A 23,924-nucleotide genomic window follows, 5' to 3' on the forward strand; every position below is an offset into this window, starting at 1 on the left:
AGCAAAACGATACTTTAAATATTTTTAATAGTAGGAGTAAAGCGGGTTTCTAATATTCACATTGCCCGTACTGTATATAAAGCATTTTAGAAACTTGAAATGTCCTTGTCGCTGTACTCTCTTGCTATTGATTGAAGTATACACGTTCGATTCCTCTAGTAAACGCAAATACTGCAGATCAATGGCCTGTGGATGGAATTGAATTTAAGTTTATTATTATGATATCAATCTAAATCCAGGTTTTTTAGATCGGTTATATAAAAAAATTAACCGTTAATATTGATTTGGATAATTTTAGCAGCTTATTGTTTTTTTAATTTAAAGAATCAAATGATTCCTTCCCATGCGAAAATGGGAATAATCATGTTATTTATGTAATTAAACCTACAAGTTAAAAATAAAAATCCTACGTTATTGTAGGAATATGATTATTTATTGGTCTTTTTTAGTATATTAACCTCACAGCAGCCTTACTTACTTCTCATTAAGTATGGCGTTGGTGCATGGATGGCTAAATTGGTATCATTAGAGGGTTCTGTCGCATTAAGGCGTGGTCAGGTAACATGCTGTTTTTTTACGATGTTGCCTGCCCATGTCTCTGATCCGAAATGCCTTTAAAAGCCTGCATTATCCCACTGATATCAACGCGCAATGTGTTCGCTGGTATCTGGCTTACGCCCTCAGCCTGCGCAATTTGGAAGAGATGATGGCAGAGCGCGGTATTATCGTTGACCACTCCACGCTGCACCGTTGGGTCATCCGCCGGGTGCCCTTGCTGGATAAGGCGTTTCGCCGGCATAAACGCTCAGTAGGTCGTCGGTAGCGCATGGACAAAACTGACATCAAAGTCAAAGGTCAGTGGAAATATCTCTACCGGGCTGTTGATTCGTCAGGCCAGACCCTCGACTTCCTGCTGACCGCCAAACGGGATGCTGCAACGGTATTACTCTTCTTTCGCAAAGCCACTCGACACCACGATGAACCTGAGACAGTGAACCTTGATAAAAGTGGCGCCAACACCGCAGCTTTAGCCACGCTCAACGCTGAAAAACCTGATGAGGAAGCGATTACCGTCAGGCAGAGTAAATACCTGAACAACCTGATAGAGCAGGACCATCGGAATATCAAACGACGCATACGGCTGATGCTGGGATTTAAATCATTTCGGCGTGCGCAGACGCTCCTGGCTGGCATCGAACTGAGCCACATGATACGAAAAGGGCAACTTCAGCATCCCGTCGAAGAACATTTATCACCAGCAGAACAATTTTATTGGTTGGCTGCCTAAAAAAACGGCATCGCTACTTTTGCTGACTTGCCTACGCTAATGCGACACAGAACCTTAAACCTTATTTATAAAAAAACAATAATGGTCCTATCATCTAAAATAATCATGATGCTTAGTGCGTATATCTATATATCAGTAATTTCACGATCTATCGGTCTATATAAAGACTGTTTTATGGTGTTTAATTCTACGAATACTGTTTGTGTTGGTATTTAGATCTGCATTTTGTTTGGTTGACAGGATAAAAGGCTGTAATGTATAGTTTCTTCGGCGTTTGAGTTCGAGTAAAATCTAAATTTAAATTCTGCGTTTTCTAAGAAATATTTTCGTAGGTTGGAGTGTTTTATGGCGATTAATAAGATAAGCAAGTTAACTCATAAGAAGAATGAAATGAATTTGGCTCTCGGCACTTCATTTATTATTTTAGGCCTGCTGGGGATTGCCTTAGTCTTAATGTAATGAAACCAATTCCATTATTTTTTTCAATTAACCCTATTGGGTTGTGTCATTAAATAATGAGTTAAGTTGCCATTTATAATGTCAACGCCTTAAAAAATACCCAGGAAGAAAGGTAAGCGTAATGTTTATTCATCTATATGGCATGAAAGAGAATAAAAAAACAACAACAAAAAGACCCATTCTTTCAGGTCTATTACTGTTTCTGGGGTGTACGGCCCAATCATTCGCTGTACAACCTCCGGTTCCGGTGGAGAGCACGACTCAACCCTTTACCCTCAAGTTAGGGGCTACACGGGTGATTTATGACCCCACATCAGCGGGTGCCACATTGGTGGTCAGCAATCCGCAGGCCTATCCCATACTGGTTCGCTCCGCTGTGTTGGCGGAAGACAGGGTCGCATCAGCTCCTTTTATGGTCACGCCTCCGTTGTTTCGGCTGGAAGGACAGCAGCAGAGTCGCCTTCGGGTGGTCAAAGCTGGCGGTCAGCTGGCCAGTGACCGTGAGAGTTTGTACTGGCTGTGTGTGACGGGGGTTCCTCCTAAAGGTGATGAAGCGTGGGCTGAAGGACAGGATGGAAAACCGGCTCTTCCCCAAAAATCCGTGAATTTAAATATCCAGCTTAGTGTGCAAAGTTGCATCAAGTTGTTCGTTCGTCCCTCAGGATTGGGCCAGCCCTCTAATACCGCTTCCACGCTGACCTGGACCCGAAAAGGTGAACAGCTCGATGTCAATAATCCGACGCCGTTCTACATGAACCTGAAATCTGTCAGGGTGGGAGACAAGGCCGTTGAAAACATCACTCACGTACCGCCTTTCTCTTCACGACAGTTTACACTGCCTAAAGGGGGGGGCGGGCAGGTACAGTGGCAGGTCATTACTGACCTTGGCGGTGAAAGCCGTATTTTTAGCAGTACGTTGTCATGATTTTTATTGTAATGAAGGGTAAGTCTCCAACAATAAGCACAATGAAAAAAAATATTATGACCACATATTTGATGGCAGGATTGGTCTGTATTTCAGACGGCGCTGCGGCACGGACATATACCTTCGACTCTGCAATGTTGGGGGGCGATGCGAGCAGCGTTGACATCGAGTTATTTAACCAGGGTGGGCAGTTACCCGGAACTTATATAGTTGACATACTACTGAACGGTGAGCGTGTTGACTCGCGAGAAGTGACATTCGCGCAGGAGAACAATGCGCAGGGTGAACCAGTGCTTAACCCCTGTCTGGCAGTGGTGGCCTTATCCCGTTACGGTATCAGGGTTAACGATTATCCCGGTCTGTCACGTGACGGTGATGATTGCGCTGATTTGTCTGCCATTTCCCAGGCCAGTGCAGATTTTCAGTTTCATAACCAGCAACTGTTACTGAGCGTACCTCATGTGGCTATACGCCCAAAGATGCGCGGCATTGCTCCTGTCGAGTTATGGGATGACGGTGTGACTGCCGCACTGATGAATTACCGAGCCAATACCAACCGGACAGAGTATCTGGGTAACAGTAACAATCATACGGACTCGCAGTTTGTCCAACTGGAGCCGGGCATGAATCTGGGGGCGTGGCGCCTGCGTAATTCAACGACCTGGCAGAAGTCGGGGGACCAGTCGGGAAAGTGGCAGACCCCGTACACTTATGCTGAGCGGGGGTTATATCCCCTGAAGAGTCGCCTGACACTAGGGGAGCGTTATACCCCCTCCGATATTTTTGACACCGTTCCCTTTCGGGGAGCCATGCTCGGGTCAGATGATGAAATGGTGCCTTATCATGAGCGTGACTTTGGGCCGGTCGTTCGCGGAATAGCCCGCACACAGGCCCGTGTTGAAGTGAAGCAGAATGGATTTACTCTCTATAATGCGACGGTGGCTCCTGGGCCATTTGCGCTCACAGACCTGTCGACGGGGAGTTCGGGCGGAAATCTGGAGGTAACTGTCTGGGAAACGGACGGTAGCCCACAGATTTTTACGGTGGCCTATCAGACCCCCTCCATTGCTTTGCGGGAAGGGTATGTGAAATACAGCACGATGGCGGGGCAATACCGTTCAGCAGACACCTCGATAGAAGAGGCGGCAATCGGGCAGGCGACAGTGATGTACGGTCTTCCCTGGGGTCTGACCGCTTACGGTGGAGCTCAGGGCGCTAACCACTACCAGTCCGCTTCTTTGGGGTTGGGGGTGTCGATGGGGGAGTGGGGGGCGATTTCTGTCGATGGAACACATATGCAGGGTGAGCGTAACAAGTTGGAGCGTGAGCGTGGTGGTGCCTGGCGAACCCGTTACAGCAAGGTCGCAGAAGCCACGAATACCAGCGTGAGTGTGTCAAATACCTACTATACCTCATCTGGGTACCACACGTTGTCTGAAGTGCTGGATACGTACCGGGATGGGTGGAGTGACAGCGATATAAAGCTTCGTAAAACCCGTAACACGGTAACGTTGAGCCAGTCGTTTGGCGGCTGGGGCTATATCACTCTGAACGGAACCCGCGAGAGTTACTGGAACAGGGGCGGGCATGATGATTCCTTCGGTGCCAGTTATGGCGTCGGCTTGGGGGGAACGTCCTTGTCACTCAACTGGACGCAGAACAAACGAATTATTTATTCAGGCCAACAACAAAACGACCGTATTACCAGTGTGATGGTGAGCGTTCCGCTTGGGGGCACAGTGCGAGGCAACTACCAACTGGTGTCACCGTCATCCGGTGGGGACACACAGCAACTGGGGCTCAGTGGTCAGGCTTTAGACCGACAACTGAACTGGAATGTTAATCAGCGTTATCGCCCGGATGCCAACAGCGGTGACCGTAATAACAGTGCAATGCAACTGACCTGGTACGGCGGTTATGGACAGGTCGGGGGCAATTACAGTTACAGCCCAAATATCCGGCAAATGGGCGCGAATGTAGCAGGCGGTGTGGTGGTGCACCGGAACGGTGTGACACTCGGTCAGCCATTAAGTGACACCGTGGCACTGGTGGAGGCCCCTGGGGCGTCGGGTATTCCGGTTGGCGGATGGCCGGGGGTGAAAACTGATTTTCGGGGCTATACCACGCAGTCTTACCTGAGGGCGTATCAGGAAAACAACGTCAGTCTGGACCCATCCCGTTTGTCGTCGGAGGCAGATATCACCCAGACGGATGTTCGGGTGGTCCCGACAAAAGGAGCCGTTATTCCGGCAACATTCGCGACCCGTATTGGGGGGAGAGCCTTGATGGTGCTGACTCGCCCAGATGGTAGCACACTGCCATTTGGTGCCATGGTGACCCTGGAGGACGCCAAAAACCTAGGGGCTGCGGGCGTGGTGGATGATAAAGGGACGGTGTTTTTGACGGGATTGTCAGCTGAGGGTGAACTGGTGGTGAAATGGGGCCTGGGTCAACAGCAGCAGTGCCGTGTGAGTTATCGCCTGCCCAAAGACATCGGGCCTGCCGGTATATTTGAAATGAGCGGTGTATGCCATTGAGTCGAATTTTTTACGGGGTACCACGTCAAATGAAAGAGGCAATGATGGCAATAAAATATGCATCATGGCGGGGATGTGTGATGGTGGTGCTGTGGGCCGGACTTTCACTGGCGCAGGCGGCTGATACGGTACAGCTGACTCTGCGAATGGACAGTGTACAGGTTGCCGGCAGGGTTTTAGACAATAGCCGTATCGGGCAAGGACAGATTGTGTATGACGGTGAGCATGCGGGATTTCAGGTATGGAGTGACACCGCCCCGACCGGTGGTCAGCCGAACAGCTACGTGCTGACGGGACAGAGTCATGGCAATAATCAGTTGCGGGTGCGGATAGAGCAAGAGGGTTGGGTCGCGGACAGCGACGGTGGTAAGGGCATAAAGATACAGACCGGCGAGCGCAGTACGGGATTTGACCTGGTGATTGACGGTGACCAGACGGTGCTCGCCGACCGTTACACGCTGACGTTGCGGGGTGTCGGATTGCAGCCGTAAGCGTGTTGAATTAAACATACTGGTGCGGCCTGAATAAAAGAAAATATGGGCACGCAGCAGAGTGCATTATCTGAAAAGTATCTGGGGATATCCCGTGAGAAGATACCGTGAGTCAGACATAAATATAATTAGTGCATGAATTAACTCGTTTTATACAATGTGTTCGTCTGTATCTCGACGCAAATAATAAAAACATGAGTTGAAAATAACATGCTGCCGTTAATAAACTAGGCTCAATTATAATTTTTTATGCAACCCGATATTAATGGGGTTGATGTTACCGGTTAATATGATGCTGCCATGACCGAGCATATTGAATATATCTCAGTAATGAGTGCGCCGGAATTAAAAAATATAAGGTAGAAGATTAAATTCACTCGCTGATAGAGGCGTGACCTTTTTTATTATTCACTGGCCACCCTGTGAGGAATGAGTCAGGAGAGGTTTTATTTATTCAGATTGTCGGCGAGCTCAGCAGATGCCGGGAAAATATATTACTGCACTTAGACAATGGGTGCGGAATTGAGGTGTGTTAATGCGTGATATTAATTATCACGAATTGCACTGATGTTAAGAGAGTTAATTACAATACATGGAGTTTTAAATGAAGAATATGAAAAAGTTTACCCTGGCGGCGGTTGCTGCGTTAACACTGGTGTCACAGTACAGTACAGCAGCGACTGGGGATTTATTGACGGTGCCGGGGGCAAGCCAGCAAGTGTCGGCAGACTTAGTGTTCGCTGCGCCCGGAGTTTTGACAGCAACATTAACGCCGACGGGGGGGTTAAGCGCGGGCCAGCTTGCTAATGGTGCTGTGCTGGCTTCGGGGGCGGTCGACGCGAGTCTTTTAAGTGCCGCAAACCAAAGTGCAGTGAATGCGGAATGGTTGAACGGAACAATATATATGGGCATTAATTCTGCTCGAGTTATTCCTGGGAAAAATCCAGCTAACACGATACGAATCATGCTAGCTGATAACACTTATAGTGGCTTCCCCCCTTCGCCCATAAATTCGGGGGTAGATGTCGATATGAGTAATGGCACCGGGGATTTCTTTATTACCTCTATGGCACAAACGGTGGTAGCAGACACTTACACCGTAAATATTTTATTCACCGCTATCGAGCTCTGATCCGCTCAGGTTTATTTGGCTGTTTTATTTCCAGTAGTACTAATGAAAGCCCTATGATATAGGGCTTTTTATTTCAGACCTGCCAGTAGTGGACGATAATGTGCTATGAATACAGACATTAAATTCGGTCGGTAACAACATGATTATTTTTTATTTATAGGTAATGAAAAGGAGTTAATGTGTGAGTTATGTGATATTCAGCCGGTCTTGGCTAATTTCATTTTCTTTTGAAATTATTTTGTCTGAACAATTTAAATCCGCACCTCCACCCAAAAGTAAAGGGGGTAGAGTTTGTCCTTCTATAAGTGCCCTCATGAAGGCAATAGGTAAAAAAACAAAGTTGTTACTGTTAGATATTACGGAGTTAGACCATGCTGATACGAGGTTTTTACTCAATACAGTAAAATCAAAACACTCGATCAATATTATTTTGTTCTGTGATGAATATACTGACATGTGCCATTTCCCCCATCTGTATAACGCTGCCCTTTGTTGGAGTAGCAGTCTTGTCAATATCCGAGAAACGATTAATTCAGTGCGTGTCAATGGTAATTCGGGGGATATTATTAATATTGATGGGGGGGAGTTGCGCAAATCAGTCCTGACCCGAAGAGAGCAGGAAGTATTAGGTCACATTCGTTCAGGCTTAAACAACAGCCAGATATCGGACATTTTGTCGCTCAACTATAAGACTGTCAGTGCTCACCGACGCAGTATATGCGTTAAATATGGTGTTAACAATCTGGATGTTTATTATTCAAAACAGAAGAAAAAAATATCGTTAGTTAGCCGCACGGTTACATAAAAATATGCGTAGGCGGGCAGTATTGAATGACAAGAAAGGAAATGCCTTGTTTCGTATCTACTGCATTATTTCCGCACCACAAAATGTGGTTTGAGTCACATCATTGTTATATTGAACTTCAGTCATGATAAGTGACCTTGAAATGCGCATGTCAGTCATCACAGGGGATGCTTAGTACGAAACGTATTGGCTTGAATACGGGCTTAGCAGGGCGTTTTTGCATGATTAATTTCCAACGGACGCGACGTTGGCACGTTGTATGAAAACACGCGTTATCATCGTCGTTTTTGACGAGTCGCTGGCCTACAGATACAGAATAAGCTCAGCCAGGAAGGCTTATAACCCCTTATGTGTTGCTGAGCTTAGCGTGACAAAGAAGGGATCTGTCTAGGTGGAACACTTAAATTTGAGTGTGGCCAAGAATTTGGCAGGGGCATGAATAAAAATCGAAAAGGAGACGGTATGAACACCCCATTGACTGATCGTGTGCTGATTGCCTTACTGGGGATGTGTGACAGTGATAATGATATACTTCCTCCCCAGGAGCAGTGGCCAAAAACCCGAGATATTGCGGAATGCTGTGAGATGAGTATTTATAGTGTCCGGCATCATTTAATTCACCTCGTTAGAATGCAAAAAGCGCATGTTTCATCAAGTCCAATCAATAACAGTTTGAGATGGTATATTGTGAAGTGTAGTGGCATAGTGAATTTGGCCACCTGACTAGAGGTGTTATTCTTGCCTCAATAACTTTACAGGTGATCCATGACCAAATATTTTACGGCTGAATTTAAACTCGAAGCAGCAAAGCTGGTTGTTGACCAGAAATACTCTCATTCGGAGGCGCTAAAGCCATGAATGTCAGTCTTTCGCCCTTAGCCGATGGGTGGGTAAGCTCAGATTGGAATGTCAGGTTAAAACCCCCGCTGGGCTTCCACTGACGCCTGAACAAATAGAACTTCGGGAAATGAAGAAAAAGATTCAACGTCTTGAAATGGAGAACGAAATTCTAAAAAAGGCCACCGCTCTCTTGATGTCGGACTCGTTGAACAGTTTGCGATAGTCGATAAATTGAGCGCGCTTTATTCGGTAAAAGCACTGTGTAAGGCTTTTGATGTTCAGCGTAGCAGCTATCGCTACTGGCATAACAGAGAACGCGTCCCAGATGTCGAGCGCACAATTGCCTGGTTAGCGAAGTCTGGCAGGCCAGCGGCGGGTCAGCCGGTGCCCGAAATATCGCCATAATGGTGACGAATAAGGGCGTAAAACTGGGGCGTTGGCTTGCCGGAAAATTGATGGCAGAGCTGAACATGACAAGTTGCCAGCGTCCCACACACAAATATAAACGGGGTGGGCGGGAGCATGTTGATATATCGAATCTATTGGAGCGGCAGTTTGCAGTAACCCAACCGAATGAGGTTTGGTGTGGCGATGTGACCTATATCTGGACAGGTAAGCGCTGGGCTTATCTGGCTGTGGTGTTAGATCTGTTTGCCCGCAAGCCCATAGGCTGGGCGATGTCATTTTCACCTGACTCAGCGCTAACGGGTAAAGCGTTACAGATGGCATGGGAACTCAGGGGGCGCCCAGGCGGAGTGATGTTCCACAGCGATCAGGGCAGTCATTACAGCAGTAAAAAATACCGTCAGTTGCTGTGGCGTTACCGGATAAAACAGAGCCTAAACTGGCGTGGAAACTGTTGGGACAACGCGCCGATGGAGCGATTCTTCAGAAGTCTGAAATCCGAATGGGTACCGACGACAGGTTACCAGAGCTTGGGGGAGGGCAGAAATGGCATCACCCGATATATAACGGGTTACTACAGCGAACTTCGCCCGCACTGGTACAACGGAGGCTTAACGCCCAATGAATCCGAACGGCTGTTCTATGAACAGTCTACTACCGTTGCCAATTTTAGTTGACCACTACAGTATCAGGAAGCGTTGCAAGCAAAAGACATAAAGCAAAGCATGTCGCGTAAAGGGAACTGCCTGGATAACGCTGTGATAGAAAATTTTTTTGGTCTGTTAAAGACAGAATGCTGGTATCACGAAGAGTATGAAAACACGGAACATCTGAGAGATGCAGTGGAAGAATACATCCACTACTACAACAACGAGCGAATCAAAGGGAAACTGAACGACCTGAGTCCGGTACAATATCGAACTCAGGCCATGCCATCCGCCAGTTAAAGCAAAGTGTCCAATATATGGGGTTCACTTCATACGGGCGGTTTCTATTTGGCAGGATCAGGCGTGGGAGATACGCCGCCCCAACATTTCCATGATAGGACGCATTGGGGGTCGCTTATGTTTTTGAAGCGCTTCTCGCGCTTCCCAACGGTCATGAGCGGCTTGGAGGTTCAACCAAAATTCGGGCGTCGTCTCAAACAACTCAGAAAACAGCGTCGCTTCTTCTACAGTCAGACGACGACGGCCTTTGCACAAACGGTTAACCGTTGCGCGAGTCACGCCCATAATATCGGCCAGTTCTTCCTGCCCAATGGCTAATGGGGTTAAAAATTCTTCCTGCAAAATTTCGCCTACCGTAGTAGGTTCGCGAGTAGTGGTATCAAGCATAAATCCCCCTGCTAGGTGTCTTGATGAGGATCGAGGTAGATGCTTTCAGCATATCCGTCTTTCCATTGAAACATTAACCGCCATTGAATATTGACTCTCATACTTGACCAGCCATCAAACTGCCCTGAGAGACGCTTGTAGTAATTACTGGTTGGAATAAACAAATCTCGCTCATTATGTGCGGCGGCCAACATATCAAGCTTCTTCGCTAACTGGCGCTCTATTGTTGCCGGTATCGCGCGATCTCGTTTACTTTCCATGTAGAACAGTTCTAGGTATTTATCCCGAAAAGACTTAATCATTGTCTGTTCCGTCATTCCATTCCGTACATGCATTGTATCACTAAAAGTTACACAATGTAAAATATAAAGTTACCGTTATCAATTACTCTAAATACAAAGTGATATATGACTTCTATATATCACTTTGTATTTAAAGTATTAAGCGGCTTGTAGGCGGGAGAATATCGTCATCATCCGCTCAACGGCTTCAGCGTGTTTTAACTTCTCTTCCCACCCTCCCAGATACCAAAAAGGTGTATGGAAAGTTCTATTCACTGTCAGTGTGAGTGTATTACCGGTAATAACCTGGGCAGGGATACCCAACAACGATAATTGGATGTAACACATATCAGCAACCATGCCATCAATGTCTGTACAAACCGGCGTTGTTGAATAAATCGAACTTTTGGCCGTAGTTAGGATCAGATCACCACACTCCTGATCCTGCAGCGATATCACGTGGCAAAACAAAAGTTCAAAATCACCAACTGGGCCACCTACAACAAGGCGCTTGTCAATCGGGGCTCACTGACATTCTGGCTTGATGAGTCGGCCATTCAGGCCTGGTATGACGAGCCCAACACGTCTTTACGCGGTCGTCCGCAACGTTATTCTGAGCTGGCCATTTCAACCGTTCTGATGCTCAAACGCGTTTTTCGCCTCACACTTCGCGCTGCGCAGGGATTCATTGACTCCATCTTTACCCTAATGAAGCTCCCGCTCCGTTGCCCGGATTATTCCTGCGTCAGCAGGCGGGCTAAATCCGTCAGCATCCCTTTCAAAAACCCAACACGCGGTGAAATTGCCCATCTGGTTATCGATTCCACCGGCTTAAAAGTCTTCGGTGAGGGTGAGTGGAAGGTGAAAAAACACGGCCAGGAAAAGCGCCGCGTCTGGCGGAAACTGCACCTGGCGGTGGATGCTGATACGCATGAGATTATCTGCGCTGACCTGTCCCTAAACAACGTGACTGATGCAGAGGCATTCCCGGGGCTTATCCGTCAGACGCACAGGAAAATCAGGGCTGCCTGTGCCGACGGGGCTTATGACACAAAGCGGTGCCACGACGAGTTGCGGCGCAAGAAAATTAAGGCGCTTATCCCGCCGCGAACGCGCGCCGGCTACTGGCCGGTGGAGTATGCCGACAGAAATCAGGCGGTGGCGAGGCAACGGCTTACTGGGAGCAATGCGTACTGGAAATGGCACACGGCTTATAACCGGCGTTCAGTGGCCGAAACGGCGATGTACCGCGTAAAACAGCTGTTTGGTGGGCATCTTACGTTGAGGGATTACGATGCGCAGGTTGGAGAAACTATGGCCATGATCCGTGCCTTAAACAAAATGACGCGTGCAGGGATGCCAGAAAGTGTGCGGATTGCCTGAGGAAGTCAGTGACGAGAGGCGCTTTTATCTAAATCCGAATTATTCAACAAAGCCCCGATTCAAACGTAATACTCGCGTTCAATGAAAGTGCCAATGATTTTGAATGGTTCTGTCGCATTAACATAGGCAAGTCAGCAAAAGTGGCGTTGCCTTTTTTTTAGGCAGCCAATAAAATTGTTCTGCTGGTGATAAATGTTCTTCGGCGGGATGCTGAAGTTGCCCTTTACGTATCATCTGTAACAACTCGATGCCTGCTAACAGCGTCTGCGCACGCCGAAATGATTTAAATCCCAGCACCAGTCGTTTGATATTCCGATGGTCCTGCTCTATCAGGTTGTTCAGGTATTTACTCTGCCTGACGGTAATCGCTTCCTCATCAGGTTTTTTACCGTTGAGCGTGGCTAAAGCTGCGGTGTTGGCACCACTTTTATCTCAGGTTCGCCGTGATGACTAATGGCCTTGCGAAAGAAGCGCAATGCGGCTGCAGCGTCCCGTTTGGCCGTCAGCAGGAAGTCGATGGTATGGCCTGCAGTATCGACCGCCCGGTACAAATATTTCCACTGACCTTTGATTTTTATGTAGGTTTCATCCATGCGCCACCGACGACCTACTGAGCGTTTATGCCGGCGAAATGCCTTATCCAGCAAGGGTACCCGACGGATGACCCAGCGGTGAAGCGTGGAATGGTCAACGGTAATATCCCGTTTTGCCATCATCCCCTCGAGATTACGCAGGCTCAGGGCGTAAGCCAGATACAAACGAACACATTGCGCGATAACATCGACGGGATAATGCAGGCGTTTAAAGGCATTTCGGATCAGAGACATGGGCAGGCAACATCGTAAAAAAAAACAGCATGTTACCTGACCACGCCTTAATGCGACAGAACCCTAATTGGAGGCATTACCAAAAAACTTAATTTAGCAGTCAATAGTTAATTTAAGAATAGGAGATAGTCCATTACTTTTTAGGAAAAATCTTCTTTTTTAGAGTTGTTGTAATTCTATTTTTTTTAAAAGATGGAATTAATACTAGCAAGAAATAAACCTCAAAAAACCTCGTTGTGCCGGTTCTGTCTCATCAAGACGTCTTCAGGTAACATGCTTTTTTTTGTGATGTTATACGGCTATGTGTTTGATCTGAAATGCCTTCCGTCGCCTACATTGGCCGGCATTGAGTTAGTACATATGATACGCAAAGGACAAATTCAGCATCCCGCCTGGGAGCATTTATCACCGGTTGAACATTTTTATCTGTCGCCAGCCTAAAGATCAGGCAGAAGCTTGGTATTATGATCAGCCTCTGGGCAGAGTGAGTCTGTTTAACTCTATTTTCAGTCTCTAAGGCTTTTAACCTGCGAGAAAGCTCAGCCTTAATATTTATTTGCAATAACACCCTATTACGTATGTTCGATGAATGAAGAGTGGCACCGAAGTGCCACTCTTCAACTTACTTTACTCTTATTAGAAGCTGTATTTCACCCCTAACATCACTGCGGTATCGCTGTAACCTTTGTCGCCCAATTGCTGGCCAACGTTACCCCAGACATTCAGTTGCTTGTTCACTTGCCCCTCAACACCCACTTTCAGTTCACCGATATTCTTCGCGCCAGCTTGTTTCACGTCAACGGCGTTCATATTGGTGCCAAAATCTTTGGTGTTGTGGATCCAGTTGGCTTCCACAAACGGTTGGAACTCGCGATCCTTGCCATTATCACTTTCGTGGTGGCCTTTCATATAAGAACGCAGCCCCAGACGGGTCTGGATATTACCGTCGCCTTGACCACTCACCTGAGTACCGTTTGCTTCACGGTGCTCGTCAGCTTTCACACCCATCCAGGTGATTTGGGCTTTCGGCTGGATAAAGTACGTTTCGTTTTTAGACTGATTTTCACCGATCTTAAAGGTGTAGCCGCTCTCGACCGACGCGGTGATCCCTTTCGATTTATACTCTTCCGTCGCCAGACCGTCGCCCTGCACGCTATTGTTAAACCAGCTGTACTGCGCCCAACCGTCAACATACAAGCCCGACTTGTCTTCGTCGTTGGCATACCAGGTGCTGTACACCCCGGCGGTGTATCCATCAACCGAACCACTCGACTTATAGCCCGATTTCGCGTGGGTGTCGCTCTTGCTATTACCGTAACCGGCCATTACACCCAGGTGTAAACGGTCCAGACCATCGTTGCTCCACTGGGCAATATCGCCACCCAATTGCATCACATAGCGGTTGCTTTGGGTTTTCAACTGACCACTGGTGTCACGTGAACGGTTATGTCCGCCTTCGTTACGCAGCCACATGCTGGTCACTTTCTGCTCGCCAGTCAGGGCGTCGATATACTGTGTTTCGCCCAAACGATCGTGCAGACGCGTCACAAACATAGTGTTGGCTGCGGCCAGGTTCGCGGTGTAGCTGCCGGCTTCAGGACGTTTAGTTTCCTCGCCTGGACTCGCCGGGTTTTCCGGGTCGACCGGGTTTTCTGGATCAACCGGTAAATTGCTCAAGCTGGTCAAATACCAATTACTGGCATTGGTTCCCACCCCCCGTACCAGAGAGTAATCATACGCGCCTGCCACAATACGGTCGCTGTTCACAAAATTACCGTCTGACTGGCCGTTCACCTGGATCAGTTCAATACCGTTCAGGGTCTTGGCACCCAGACCACCCGCATTGTCCACACTGACGTTAGTGGTGCCGCTGGTGTTACCGTTCACAATCATGCTGTCGGTGGCCGAGTTATCGTCACCCAGTGCGGTGTTGAAGTGCAGCAGACCGTTGTTGCCAATATAGTTACCGTTGACCACTAATTGGTTACCGGTGGTGCCGGAGCCGTCACTGGTTTTGTTACCGATAAATACCGTGCCGCTGTTGGTTAAGTCAGTGCCAACGGTAAAGATGTTACTGGCCGGCGCCAGACGGCCCATCGCCGGTACCACCGGTGCCGTTGGGTTGCCCACAAACAGCACGCCCTGGTTATCAACCGCGCCCGCTACGCCACCAAAACCGCCCATAAAGGCACCGCTGGCTATATTCACCTGCTGGCTTGCCAGCGTCATGGGGTCAGCACTGCTGCCTAACATCAGGCCACCCGCATTGATATCTGTCTGGCCGGTATAGGCCGCCGTTTGAGTCAATGACAGGGTACCGTCACCGTTTTTAGTCAGACTACCACTGCCGCTAATGCTGTTTGCCAGCAACCAGTTATTATCGCTATTGAGCACCAATGAACCGTCGTTAGTGACCGCTGCCGTCCCCAGATGTTCTGCCTGAGAAGCGGTTAACTGGCTGCCGTTCGTGATAGCAAACAGGCCGCTGAACAGGCGGTTATCACCGCTCAATGTGATATCGCTGTTATCTTCCAGCACCACACTGCCGGCATCACTGATAGCATTTGCTAACTGGCCCGCAGCCCCTTTCAGTGTCAGCAGACCGGCGTTAACGATATTGCCATCGCCCAGACCCGCTGCATTGTTCAGTAACGCTTGTGCGCCACTGGCAAGGGTGGTCACCGCGCTCAGGCCAGTATTGGCACGCTTAACGGTCAGCACATTGGCGGCAATTGTCAGCGCGCCACTGCCGGTCAGTTCACCCTCAGACACACCGCCCTGACTCAAGGTTAAGCTGCCACCATTGAGATCAACCGTTGAACCCGCAGTACTGTTCAGTTCGCCCACGGTTTGGCTGTGACCCTTCATGTCAAAGGCGGTATCTGCTGCCAGTGATAACAGCGAGGTATTCCCCAACACATTATTATTCAGCATCTGCAAGGTGCCGCTGCGTACATCGGTAGAACCGGTGTAATCATTGTCCAGATTGGACAGTGTTACCGTATTTTCTGCACCGGTATCAATCGCCAACTCACCACTGCCCGTCACTTTGGCACTCAAATCCGCCGACGGACCGGTTTTATTGGTGGCGTACAATGACAGCGCATCCGCGCCGCTGCCCAGCAGTTCAACTTCGGTCAGGCCGTAACCGATATACAAACCGTCGTTACCCGTACCGCTGCTCAGGCGATAATCGTAAGTGCCTTTGGCGACCGTGGTGCCATTCTGTGCAATATCGGCCGTGGTGGCATCGGTAATGACATTACCATCCTGGTCTTTCAGCACCAGATTGCCGCCATCGCCTTGCACGGCCACATCACTCACCGCCAGTTGCAGCACGGTGTTGGCATCATCCTGCTCCATGATGGGCAGCGCAGGATTGACCGGCGTCTGGCTGTTGTCGACGCTGTCGATGTCCACCACCACCGTCCCGGTGCCCAGCAGGTTCATCTCTTTGGTGGTATGGATAGTGCTTTTCGCCACCGTCTCACCCGGGGTGCCGGTGTCAAATTTCACCGTACCGCCGTCAAAGGCCAACCCACCGATAGTTTGCACACCGTCACCGACGGTGGTGATACTGTCCGCGCCCAGTTTCAGAGTGGCATTCACTAATGCTGCCGTGTTATCCGCCGCCAGCTCAAAGGTGGCGTGACCTAATGCCAGTACCCCGTTAAAGGCGTTCTGTGCCGCATTAGCCGTAAAATCAAAGGCATTACCGGCGGTATTAACGGCCATCGTGCCGAGGCCGTTCAACTTGCTGTTAAAGCTCACGGCATTCAGGTTATTAACCTGCAACAGACTGCCGTCACCCAGATTAAAACCGGTGTTGGCATTGTCATCCTGACTGTCACCCAACGCCAGCAGCACGTTGTCCAGTGTCAGCGTCGAGTTATTGATCAGATCGATATAATCCATATTACTGATGGCAGCAGCGTTACTCAGGGTATACGCCGAGTTATCAAAGCGCAGGGTATCCATGCCGGTACCGCCGTTCAGTGAGCTGAACACACCCGTATCAGTTAATATAAGATCTTTCAGAATAAACAGGTCGTCACCCGCGCCGGTGTTGAAATCATTGCCTTTACTGCCTTGCATCAGGGTCACGGTGTTGTTGCCCGCTAACAGATCCACCTTGCCAACAATTGTGCCACCCGTGGCGTTGGTAAATGCCACACCGTTACCGCTCGTGGTGATTACCGCTTGTTGTGCCTCGCTGTTGGCTTGAATGGTACCGCTGTTGACGAAGCTGTTAACAAAACCATTATCAATATCGACCACCGGGCTGCTCAGTGACTTAGATTTCAGGTTACCTGATTGTTCCACTTGTGCCGTGGTGCCGCCAACGATAAGCGCTGCACCGCCTGCGGCATCATTGACGTTTACGCTGGCACCGGTTTTCAGATCCTGGCTGGAGTTGGTGACAATCCCTTTGCCCGCGGCTGAATTGACGTTAATCACCAGATCGGCCGAGTCGGACATGTCCAGCGTATTATCGGTGATGGTGTCGCCTGTGTTGGCAAACAGAATACCGGTACCGCTGCCGTTGACATTGATCGTGCCAGAGTTGGTTGCCGCCATGGAGGCACCGGTACGAATACCTGCACCATTACCCACCGTCAGCGAGGTGTTTTTTAACTGAATGCCGGTAATTTCCGCTTTGTTTTCAATCGCATTACCTGTGCCGCCCGCGGTCATGGTAATGGTTGCGCCATCCACGGTCAGTGCTGTGGCACCGGTATCAAGCAGTACGCCATGGGCGGTGCCGCCCGCTTTGGTTTCACCGTTACCGGATAAGGTCAGGCTCGCACCCGCACCCAGCAGATAAGCGGCGGTGCCGTCGGTCGCGTTGACGGTACCGCTGTTATTCACGGTAGAGTTAGCGCCCTGAATATTGACCGCAGTCCCATTTACGGTGATGAGGTTTTGGTTGGTCAGAATCCCGCCGTCTACCAGCACGCCAGTACTGCCTGCTTGTGTAAAATCAATGGAGCCCTTGTGGATAAGCTCACCGCCATTACGGGCGATATAGCCATAGGCACCAGACGCGGTGTTACCGGTGGTCAATACCGCCGAACTGGTTAAGACAGATTTTCCGGTAGCACCGGTGGCAATACCATCCAGGCCGTAGTAGTTGCCATCGACGATCCCGGCAGTAGCCCCATCACCGCTCAATTCCAGACTGGCATCTGCCGTGATGGTGCCGGTGGCTCCTCCTTCAACTTTGACCCCAGTAGAGCCCTCGCCAGACAGGACCATATCTAACGCGCCGGAGTTAAATGTACTGCCAACACCGGTGACTTGAATAAGAGAAGAATCTTTACCGGTGGCATTCATGGTTGAGGCAGTGGTCCCGATAAAGCTGGCACCCTTATCAACGCGATACAGTGTAGAGCCTTCGGTTGAAACCGTTTCATCACCCGTGGCAATATTATTGACGCTAGAGCCCGTACCGTAAATCAGGTAGCCCACCTGTTTTTTACCTGAAACAAACTCAACCTGACCGGTACCGGAGACATTAATGGTACCTTTATCTTCAGCAACCACCCCAATAGCACCATCGCCCGCCAGCTTTACCTCACCAGAGAGATTAGCAACCGCGCCCGCACCAACCGCCTGAATACCGTAGTTCGCCAGATTAGTGGCAGCATCAAGCCCGTTATTTACATAAACGTTACCGGCGTTAGTGGCTGAACTGTTGGTCAGTACTTTGATACCGACGGTATTGATACCATTAATGATGATATCGCCATTATTGAAGATATTCGTGGCGTTAGCGCTGGACGAAATACCGATATTCTGCGCTGCATTTTGTCCTGGTGTTGCACCCGCACCGTTGAGCTCGAGGGTGCCGTTCTGATTCACCGCAACTCTCTCCCCCCGTGCATCAATAGCGATGGAGTTCTCAGTTTTGCTGCCAATCACGATTTTGCCGGTCGCATTATTGGTAAAGGTGGCGATATTGGCCAGATTAACCGTATCTTGCAGTAATTTGACGGCATAAGACTGAGTCTTAATGGCCAGATCAGTGACGATATCCGTCGCTGAACGCTGGGCTTGACGGCCAATGTAGATCGTACCGTTATTTTCAAAGGCAGCGCCTTTCTGAACACTCACCCCTTCGTTCAGATACCCGGTTGGAGGCGATTTATCGATAGTTGCAGCAATGTTAATTGCGCCGTTATTGACGAAGGTTGAGGTACCGTCAATGATAGCTACGCGGGTATAAACACTGGTCCCACGTGAAGCCGTGTTAATTACGCCGTTGTTAGTGACTGAGGAGGCCCCATTAGCCAAAATTGCAGTATGGCTGCCACTGGCGACATCCAGTGGTAACGTGGCACTCGGTATGGGTTTGAAATCCAGCATGTCAGGGTTAGTCCCCGCGTCCAGAACCCCAGTTGCTTCATTGATTACTGTACTGTCAGTGGCGAAAATAATATTGGTACCACGAACAGTGCCTGCGGCTGAACCTAATGTCCCGGCGTTATTCAGGGTCGCGCCATCGTTCAATCGCACCACGGAAATATCCGTATTGAACGCCTGAATATTGGCATCAGCACCTATATTCACAATAGCATGTTGACCATCACCATGAATAAAGGCAACACGGCTAGAATCGACCAGGTGATTTACGGCATCATTGGCATCAATACCCATATCAAGATAGATCGGGGTAACTTTAGGTGAGCTATTGCTGCCATTAGTGATATAAGCTCGCGCCAGTTCAGCCTGGTAGCCATTGCTGTCCAGTGCAATCGCACCACTTTTAATGCCCGCGATTAAATCATTGTTGTATTTTTGGAAATCAGCAAAATTTTGAACATTTTGGGCCCCTAGATAAGGGCTGGTGAATGCGCCGGTAAAGTCATCAAGTACAGCATTCGCCACCGCTGTACTACTATCGCGAATGTTATTGTTGTTATTACCCAGGTTGACTACAGTTTTGGCGTTATAATTTAAGACTGTATTCTGGGCCGATGTAGTAGATTCAACATAGAATCCTGAAGAGGTCGTTGTTGCCGCTTCACTTTTCAGGCTGCCTTTAAGAATGGCGTTAAAATAGTTATTGCTGTCATTAACCCAACCTGCGGCCGTGCTGCCGACAGCCACATTCAGATCGCTGCCATCCAACACATGGAATAAGTTGCGATTCACATACTGACCATTTTCACCAACCGCATAAGAAAAAGCCACCACAAAATCGGCAAGCGGTTTAATTGACATAGCAGTACTGCTATACACATTAATGGTAATTAATGCGCCAGTGCCTTTCGGGTCAAGGAAGGTTTCAGTTACCATTGAACCCAAGTTGAAAATATTTTTACTGAGCAGACTCTCAGCACCATTAAGGAATTTATCTGTCGGAATATCCCCTAACTTCATGTTTGTAAAACCATTGGCTCCGCGAGTAATGCTGCTAAAGCTCCCCAATAAAGTATTGTTGGCTCCACTAAACGTCTGCGTAAAATCAACTTCAGGTGTAAATCCGGGAACACTTACATCCGCAGCAAAAGCAGAGCTCGCCCCTAATGTAAACATCAAGGTGATGGCAATCTGGCTCAGGCGAGAAGGGGTCGTTAAACCTAAAGTTGTATCGACAGTTCCTGAGCAAAGTGACTTAGTTTTTTTTCCTGATTTAGAGATTTCAGATGCAACGTCATAGCGGCCTAAGGCACTATTCCAAATGACTTTAAATACTTTATTCATGGCGTAACTCTTATTATATTTAGGCATAAAAATTGACCACGCCTATAAATAGTGCATGGTCAATTGTTAGGAAATATTAGAATATCCAATTACTGCTTTTAAACAATTCTGAAGATACTCAATAAATATAGATATTAATATAGGACAAATTGGTTAAGTTTGTAGGAGATTTCTCATAATATTGTTTTTTTAAATAACTTATTGATTTATTTGTAGCGTCGTATACGTCTGATGCTGGGAGGCTTTGTTGAATAATTCGGATTTAGATAAAAGCGCCTCTCGTCACTGACTTCCTCAGGCAATCCGCACACTTTCTGGCATCCCTGCACGCGTCATTTTGTTTAAGGCACGGATCATGGCCATAGTTTCTCCAACCTGCGCATCGTAATCCCTCAACGTAAGATGCCCACCAAACAGCTGTTTTACGCGGTACATCGCCGTTTCGGCCACTGAACGCCGGTTATAAGCCGTGTGCCATTTCCAGTACGCATTGCTCCCAGTAAGCCGTTGCCTCGCCACCGCCTGATTTGTGTCGGCATACTCCACCGGCCAGTAGCCGGCGCGCGTTCGCGGCGGGATAAGCGCCTTAATTTTCTTGCGCCGCAACTCGTCGTGGCACCGCTTTGTGTCATAAGCCCCGTCGGTACAGGCAGCCCTGATTTTCCTGTGCGTCTGACGGATAAGCCCCGGGAATGCCTCTGCATCAGTCACGTTGTTTAGGGACAGGTCAGCGCAGATAATCTCATGCGTATCAGCATCCACCGCCAGGTGCAGTTTCCGCCAGACGCGGCGCTTTTCCTGGCCGTGTTTTTTCACCTTCCACTCACCCTCACCGAAGACTTTTAAGCCGGTGGAATCGATAACCAGATGGGCAATTTCACCGCGTGTTGGGTTTTTGAAAGGGATGCTGACGGATTTAGCCCGCCTGCTGACGCAGGAATAATCCGGGCAACGGAGCGGGAGCTTCATTAGGGTAAAGATGGAGTCAATGAATCCCTGCGCAGCGCGAAGTGTGAGGCGAAAAACGCGTTTGAGCATCAGAACGGTTGAAATGGCCAGCTCAGAATAACGTTGCGGACGACCGCGTAAAGACGTGTTGGGCTCGTCATACCAGGCCTGAATGGCCGACTCATCAAGCCAGAATGTCAGTGAGCCCCGATTGACAAGCGCCTTGTTGTAGGTGGCCCAGTTGGTGATTTTGAACTTTTGTTTTGCCACGTGATATCGCTGCAGGATCAGGAGTGTGGTGATCTGATCCTAACTACGGCCAAAAGTTCGATTTATTCAACAACGCCTTGAATCGGTATCAACTTATTGAATACACGACTATCAGATTCAACTAATTGCCGGCAACACCGAAATTTTCTATGTGATTTTACAAAAAAAAGAATAAAGAAAATTCCTACAATAATATGTACTATATCCTATATTAAACAAAATAAATTATAGCTAAAATCATAACAAGATATAAAAAAATTAAACATTAGTATTATACTCTGGCGTAGCCTACACTCCATATTTACGAAAGTAAAAATGGTTACCGAGAATGGTTCAATTACATTTAAAATTACTAATAGCTCCATCTGCTATGACTGAGCGTCCAGAAGCTGGCGGCTATACTGCCAACTTAGCCTCGGCTAATAATATGTTTGTCACTCGTTTGCATGATCGTTTGGGCGAAACTCAGTATATCGACGTATAGACTGGCGAACAGAAAGTAACCAGTATGTGGTTGCGTAACGACGGTAGGCATAACCGTTTTCGTTATTCTCAAGATCAACTGAGGACACAGGCTAACCGTTATGTGCTGCAATTAGGCGGAGATATTGCTCAGTGGAGCAATAACGACATGGACCGTTTCCATCTGGGCGTTATGGCTGGGTATGGTAACAGCAAAAGCACCACCATCTCGCAAGTGTCCGGTTACAACGCTAAAGGGTCAACTGACGGTTACAGCACCGGTGTCTACGGGACCTGGTATGCCACGAGGCCGATAAGTCTGGCTTATATGTCGACAGTTGTGCGCAATTCAGCTGGTTCAACAACACCGTTGACGGTTAAGATTTGAATACTGAAGAATATAACTCTAAGGGGATAACTGCCTCGGTTCAGAGTGGTTATACCTTCAAAATTGGTGAAAATGCCGCTAAAAATGCCACCTACTTTATCCAGCCTAAAAGTGCAGGTGATCTGGATGGGTGTGAAAGCCTTTATGAATGGCTATAGCAGCCAGGATAAAGGTAAAGACCGAGTATTTCAGCCATTTGTAGAAGCAAACTGGATCCATAATACCAAAGACTTTGGGTCACTATGGATAACGTGACAGTGAAGCAAGATGGGGCCGCCAATATCGGTGAATTAAAAGTGGGTGTTGAAGGCCAAATCAATAAAAAAATCAACCTGTGGGGTAATGTTGCCCAGCAAATCGGCAACAAAGGTTACAGTGATACCGCTGTAATGCTAGGTGTGAAATATAATTTCCAACCTAGATTTCTATATTAGATATAAGTAAATAAAAATCAGATGATTATGACCTGCTACAAATAGCTGAAATCTTAAGTTCTAATAAAATTAGCTGTCACTTTTTCTGGCAGGCTAATTGACTTTCCATTTATATAGCCGCTGTTTCCAGCGAAGCATTATTGGGGGAAGGCATGGCGCTTTTTGGCCTTTAGCAATGATGTTAACTACGGCTATATTTATCTTTCCGCGAGTTTTATTAGTAAATAATCATGATGTATTTCATTAGAAATAAATTAGATATAATAAACAAATGCTCATGCAGTATACATCACTATTTCGCAGTGGATTTTCTTATTTCCATTCATTAGTTAAAAATAAAAGGAATTTTTATATGAACTATTTTATCCTCAGTCAGTGCGGACTGATGTCTTTCTCTTTCAAAATACTATTGAATGATGTGCTATACCAACAGTCAGAAGACTCAGTAATAAGGGTTTACCGTTCTATTTCCTCACTGATAAAAAATATGGATGGGAAACTCAAGCTGATACTACTTGACATTACTGGATTCAAACATAGTGAAGTTCATGATCTATTAATTAAAATAAAGTCAGCCCACAATGTAGGGATTATTTTATTTTGTGACAACTACTCTGACCTGTCTAGCCTCCCTAATATATATCATGCAGTCATATACAGAAAAAGTAATATTCCTTACATTAAAAAAACAGTAGGAACAATATGTCACAACCGCTATGACGGTCATTTCATACCTCTTGATGACGAAAATCTTGTTAAAAATAAATTAACTAAACGAGAAAATGAAACATTACAATGTATTATATCAGGTTTAAATTCTGTTCAGATTTCAAAGAAGTTATCACTCAGTTATAAAACTGTCAGTGGCTATCGTCGTAGTATCTGTAGAAAATATGGCATTAACAACTTAAATGTTTATTATTTAAAATACAGAGAAAAAAATCAGTAGCCGCGTCGGTAGGGTTATGTCGCATTAAGGTGTTGTGAGGTAACATGCTGTTTTTTTTG

12 protein-coding genes and 6 pseudogenes are annotated in these 23,924 nt (G+C 47.6%); 12 read left to right on the forward strand and 6 right to left on the reverse strand.

The genetic code is table 11. The annotated features are described in order from the left end of the window. Positions 1 to 592 precede the first annotated feature (592 nt). From V1955_RS22730 to V1955_RS22765, 8 genes and pseudogenes are all read left to right on the forward strand, one after another. Positions 593 to 1,288 (forward strand): annotated as a pseudogene (locus V1955_RS22730) (IS6 family transposase). Between the two features lie 580 nt (positions 1,289 to 1,868). Further along, positions 1,869 to 2,672 carry a fimbria/pilus periplasmic chaperone gene (locus V1955_RS22735; RefSeq protein WP_442821513.1) on the forward strand — a complete coding sequence of 268 codons (804 nt, stop codon included), beginning with the start codon at positions 1,869 to 1,871 and terminating at the stop codon, positions 2,670 to 2,672. 56 nt (positions 2,673 to 2,728) lie between these two features. Next, positions 2,729 to 5,209, forward strand: a complete 2,481-nt coding sequence (locus V1955_RS22740) for a fimbrial biogenesis outer membrane usher protein (protein WP_442821514.1) — start codon at positions 2,729 to 2,731, stop codon at positions 5,207 to 5,209. Further along, positions 5,200 to 5,700 (forward strand): AfaD family invasin, encoded by a 501-nt coding sequence (afaD, locus tag V1955_RS22745; protein ID WP_442821515.1) that lies wholly within the window; start codon positions 5,200 to 5,202, stop codon positions 5,698 to 5,700. Before V1955_RS22740 ends, afaD begins: the two co-directional genes overlap by 10 nt. A gap of 604 nt (positions 5,701 to 6,304) precedes the next feature. Continuing rightward, the gene (locus V1955_RS22750) at positions 6,305 to 6,832 is read left to right on the forward strand and encodes a hypothetical protein (RefSeq protein ID WP_442821516.1); all 528 of its coding nucleotides are present in this window, start codon (positions 6,305 to 6,307) and stop codon (positions 6,830 to 6,832) included. Between the two features lie 181 nt (positions 6,833 to 7,013). Further along, on the forward strand, positions 7,014 to 7,637 hold the full coding sequence (locus V1955_RS22755; protein ID WP_442821517.1) for a response regulator transcription factor: 624 nt from the start codon (positions 7,014 to 7,016) through the stop codon (positions 7,635 to 7,637). 765 nt (positions 7,638 to 8,402) lie between these two features. Next, positions 8,403 to 9,559 (forward strand): annotated as a pseudogene (locus tag V1955_RS22760) (IS3 family transposase). A 9-nt stretch (positions 9,560 to 9,568) separates the two neighbouring features. Continuing rightward, positions 9,569 to 9,829: pseudogene (locus V1955_RS22765) on the forward strand (transposase); the annotation flags it as partial. A 57-nt stretch (positions 9,830 to 9,886) separates the two neighbouring features. Here V1955_RS22765 and V1955_RS22770 read toward each other — a convergent pair. From V1955_RS22770 to V1955_RS22780, 3 genes are all read right to left on the reverse strand, one after another. Continuing rightward, positions 9,887 to 10,216, reverse strand: a complete 330-nt coding sequence (locus V1955_RS22770) for a HigA family addiction module antitoxin (RefSeq protein WP_049615233.1) — start codon at positions 10,214 to 10,216, stop codon at positions 9,887 to 9,889. Positions 10,217 to 10,227: 11 nt separating this feature from the next. Further along, positions 10,228 to 10,551 carry a type II toxin-antitoxin system RelE/ParE family toxin gene (locus V1955_RS22775; RefSeq protein ID WP_442821518.1) on the reverse strand — a complete coding sequence of 108 codons (324 nt, stop codon included), beginning with the start codon at positions 10,549 to 10,551 and terminating at the stop codon, positions 10,228 to 10,230. 105 nt (positions 10,552 to 10,656) lie between these two features. Continuing rightward, the gene (locus V1955_RS22780) at positions 10,657 to 10,845 is read right to left on the reverse strand and encodes a hypothetical protein (RefSeq protein WP_442821519.1); all 189 of its coding nucleotides are present in this window, start codon (positions 10,843 to 10,845) and stop codon (positions 10,657 to 10,659) included. Positions 10,846 to 10,956: 111 nt separating this feature from the next. On the opposite strand from V1955_RS22780, the gene V1955_RS22785 reads away from it, so the two are divergent. Then, complete coding sequence (locus V1955_RS22785; RefSeq protein ID WP_226717630.1) at positions 10,957 to 11,880, forward strand: IS5 family transposase; 924 nt, start codon at positions 10,957 to 10,959, stop codon at positions 11,878 to 11,880. Between the two features lie 117 nt (positions 11,881 to 11,997). Here V1955_RS22785 and V1955_RS22790 read toward each other — a convergent pair. Then, a pseudogene (locus V1955_RS22790) lies at positions 11,998 to 12,707 on the reverse strand (IS6 family transposase). 336 nt (positions 12,708 to 13,043) lie between these two features. On the opposite strand from V1955_RS22790, the pseudogene V1955_RS22795 reads away from it, so the two are divergent. Continuing rightward, positions 13,044 to 13,148, forward strand: a pseudogene (locus V1955_RS22795) (IS6 family transposase); the annotation flags it as partial. A 195-nt stretch (positions 13,149 to 13,343) separates the two neighbouring features. On the opposite strand, the gene V1955_RS22800 reads toward V1955_RS22795, so the two are convergent. Beyond that, positions 13,344 to 20,414: an autotransporter outer membrane beta-barrel domain-containing protein gene (locus V1955_RS22800; RefSeq protein WP_442821520.1), complete on the reverse strand. Its 7,071-nt coding sequence runs from the start codon at positions 20,412 to 20,414 to the stop codon at positions 13,344 to 13,346. 294 nt (positions 20,415 to 20,708) lie between these two features. Beyond that, on the reverse strand, positions 20,709 to 21,632 hold the full coding sequence (locus V1955_RS22805) for an IS5 family transposase (protein ID WP_442821521.1): 924 nt from the start codon (positions 21,630 to 21,632) through the stop codon (positions 20,709 to 20,711). 370 nt (positions 21,633 to 22,002) lie between these two features. On the opposite strand from V1955_RS22805, the pseudogene V1955_RS22810 reads away from it, so the two are divergent. Continuing rightward, positions 22,003 to 22,916: pseudogene (locus V1955_RS22810) on the forward strand (autotransporter outer membrane beta-barrel domain-containing protein); the annotation flags it as partial. Between the two features lie 352 nt (positions 22,917 to 23,268). Then, positions 23,269 to 23,865: a response regulator transcription factor gene (locus tag V1955_RS22815; protein ID WP_442821522.1), complete on the forward strand. Its 597-nt coding sequence runs from the start codon at positions 23,269 to 23,271 to the stop codon at positions 23,863 to 23,865. Positions 23,866 to 23,924: the final 59 nt, after the last annotated feature.

Source organism: Yersinia sp. 2545 StPb PI (assembly GCF_052217125.1).
Classification (GTDB): Bacteria; Pseudomonadota; Gammaproteobacteria; order Enterobacterales; family Enterobacteriaceae; genus Yersinia; species Yersinia enterocolitica_E.

What these genes read in the sequence shown, in the direction of transcription:
- V1955_RS22735 (WP_442821513.1), top strand. Translation starts at nt 1,869, where the DNA reads ATGTTTATTCATCTATATGGCATGAAAGAGAATAAAAAAACAACAACA.
- V1955_RS22740 (WP_442821514.1), top strand. Translation starts at nt 2,729, where the DNA reads ATGACCACATATTTGATGGCAGGATTGGTCTGTATTTCAGACGGCGCT.
- afaD (WP_442821515.1), top strand. Translation starts at nt 5,200, where the DNA reads ATGCCATTGAGTCGAATTTTTTACGGGGTACCACGTCAAATGAAAGAG.
- V1955_RS22750 (WP_442821516.1), top strand. Translation starts at nt 6,305, where the DNA reads ATGAAGAATATGAAAAAGTTTACCCTGGCGGCGGTTGCTGCGTTAACA.
- V1955_RS22770 (WP_049615233.1), bottom strand. Translation starts at nt 10,216, where the DNA reads ATGCTTGATACCACTACTCGCGAACCTACTACGGTAGGCGAAATTTTG.
- V1955_RS22775 (WP_442821518.1), bottom strand. Translation starts at nt 10,551, where the DNA reads ATGCATGTACGGAATGGAATGACGGAACAGACAATGATTAAGTCTTTT.
- V1955_RS22780 (WP_442821519.1), bottom strand. Translation starts at nt 10,845, where the DNA reads ATGTGTTACATCCAATTATCGTTGTTGGGTATCCCTGCCCAGGTTATT.
- V1955_RS22800 (WP_442821520.1), bottom strand. Translation starts at nt 20,414, where the DNA reads ATGAATAAAGTATTTAAAGTCATTTGGAATAGTGCCTTAGGCCGCTAT.
- V1955_RS22815 (WP_442821522.1), top strand. Translation starts at nt 23,269, where the DNA reads ATGAACTATTTTATCCTCAGTCAGTGCGGACTGATGTCTTTCTCTTTC.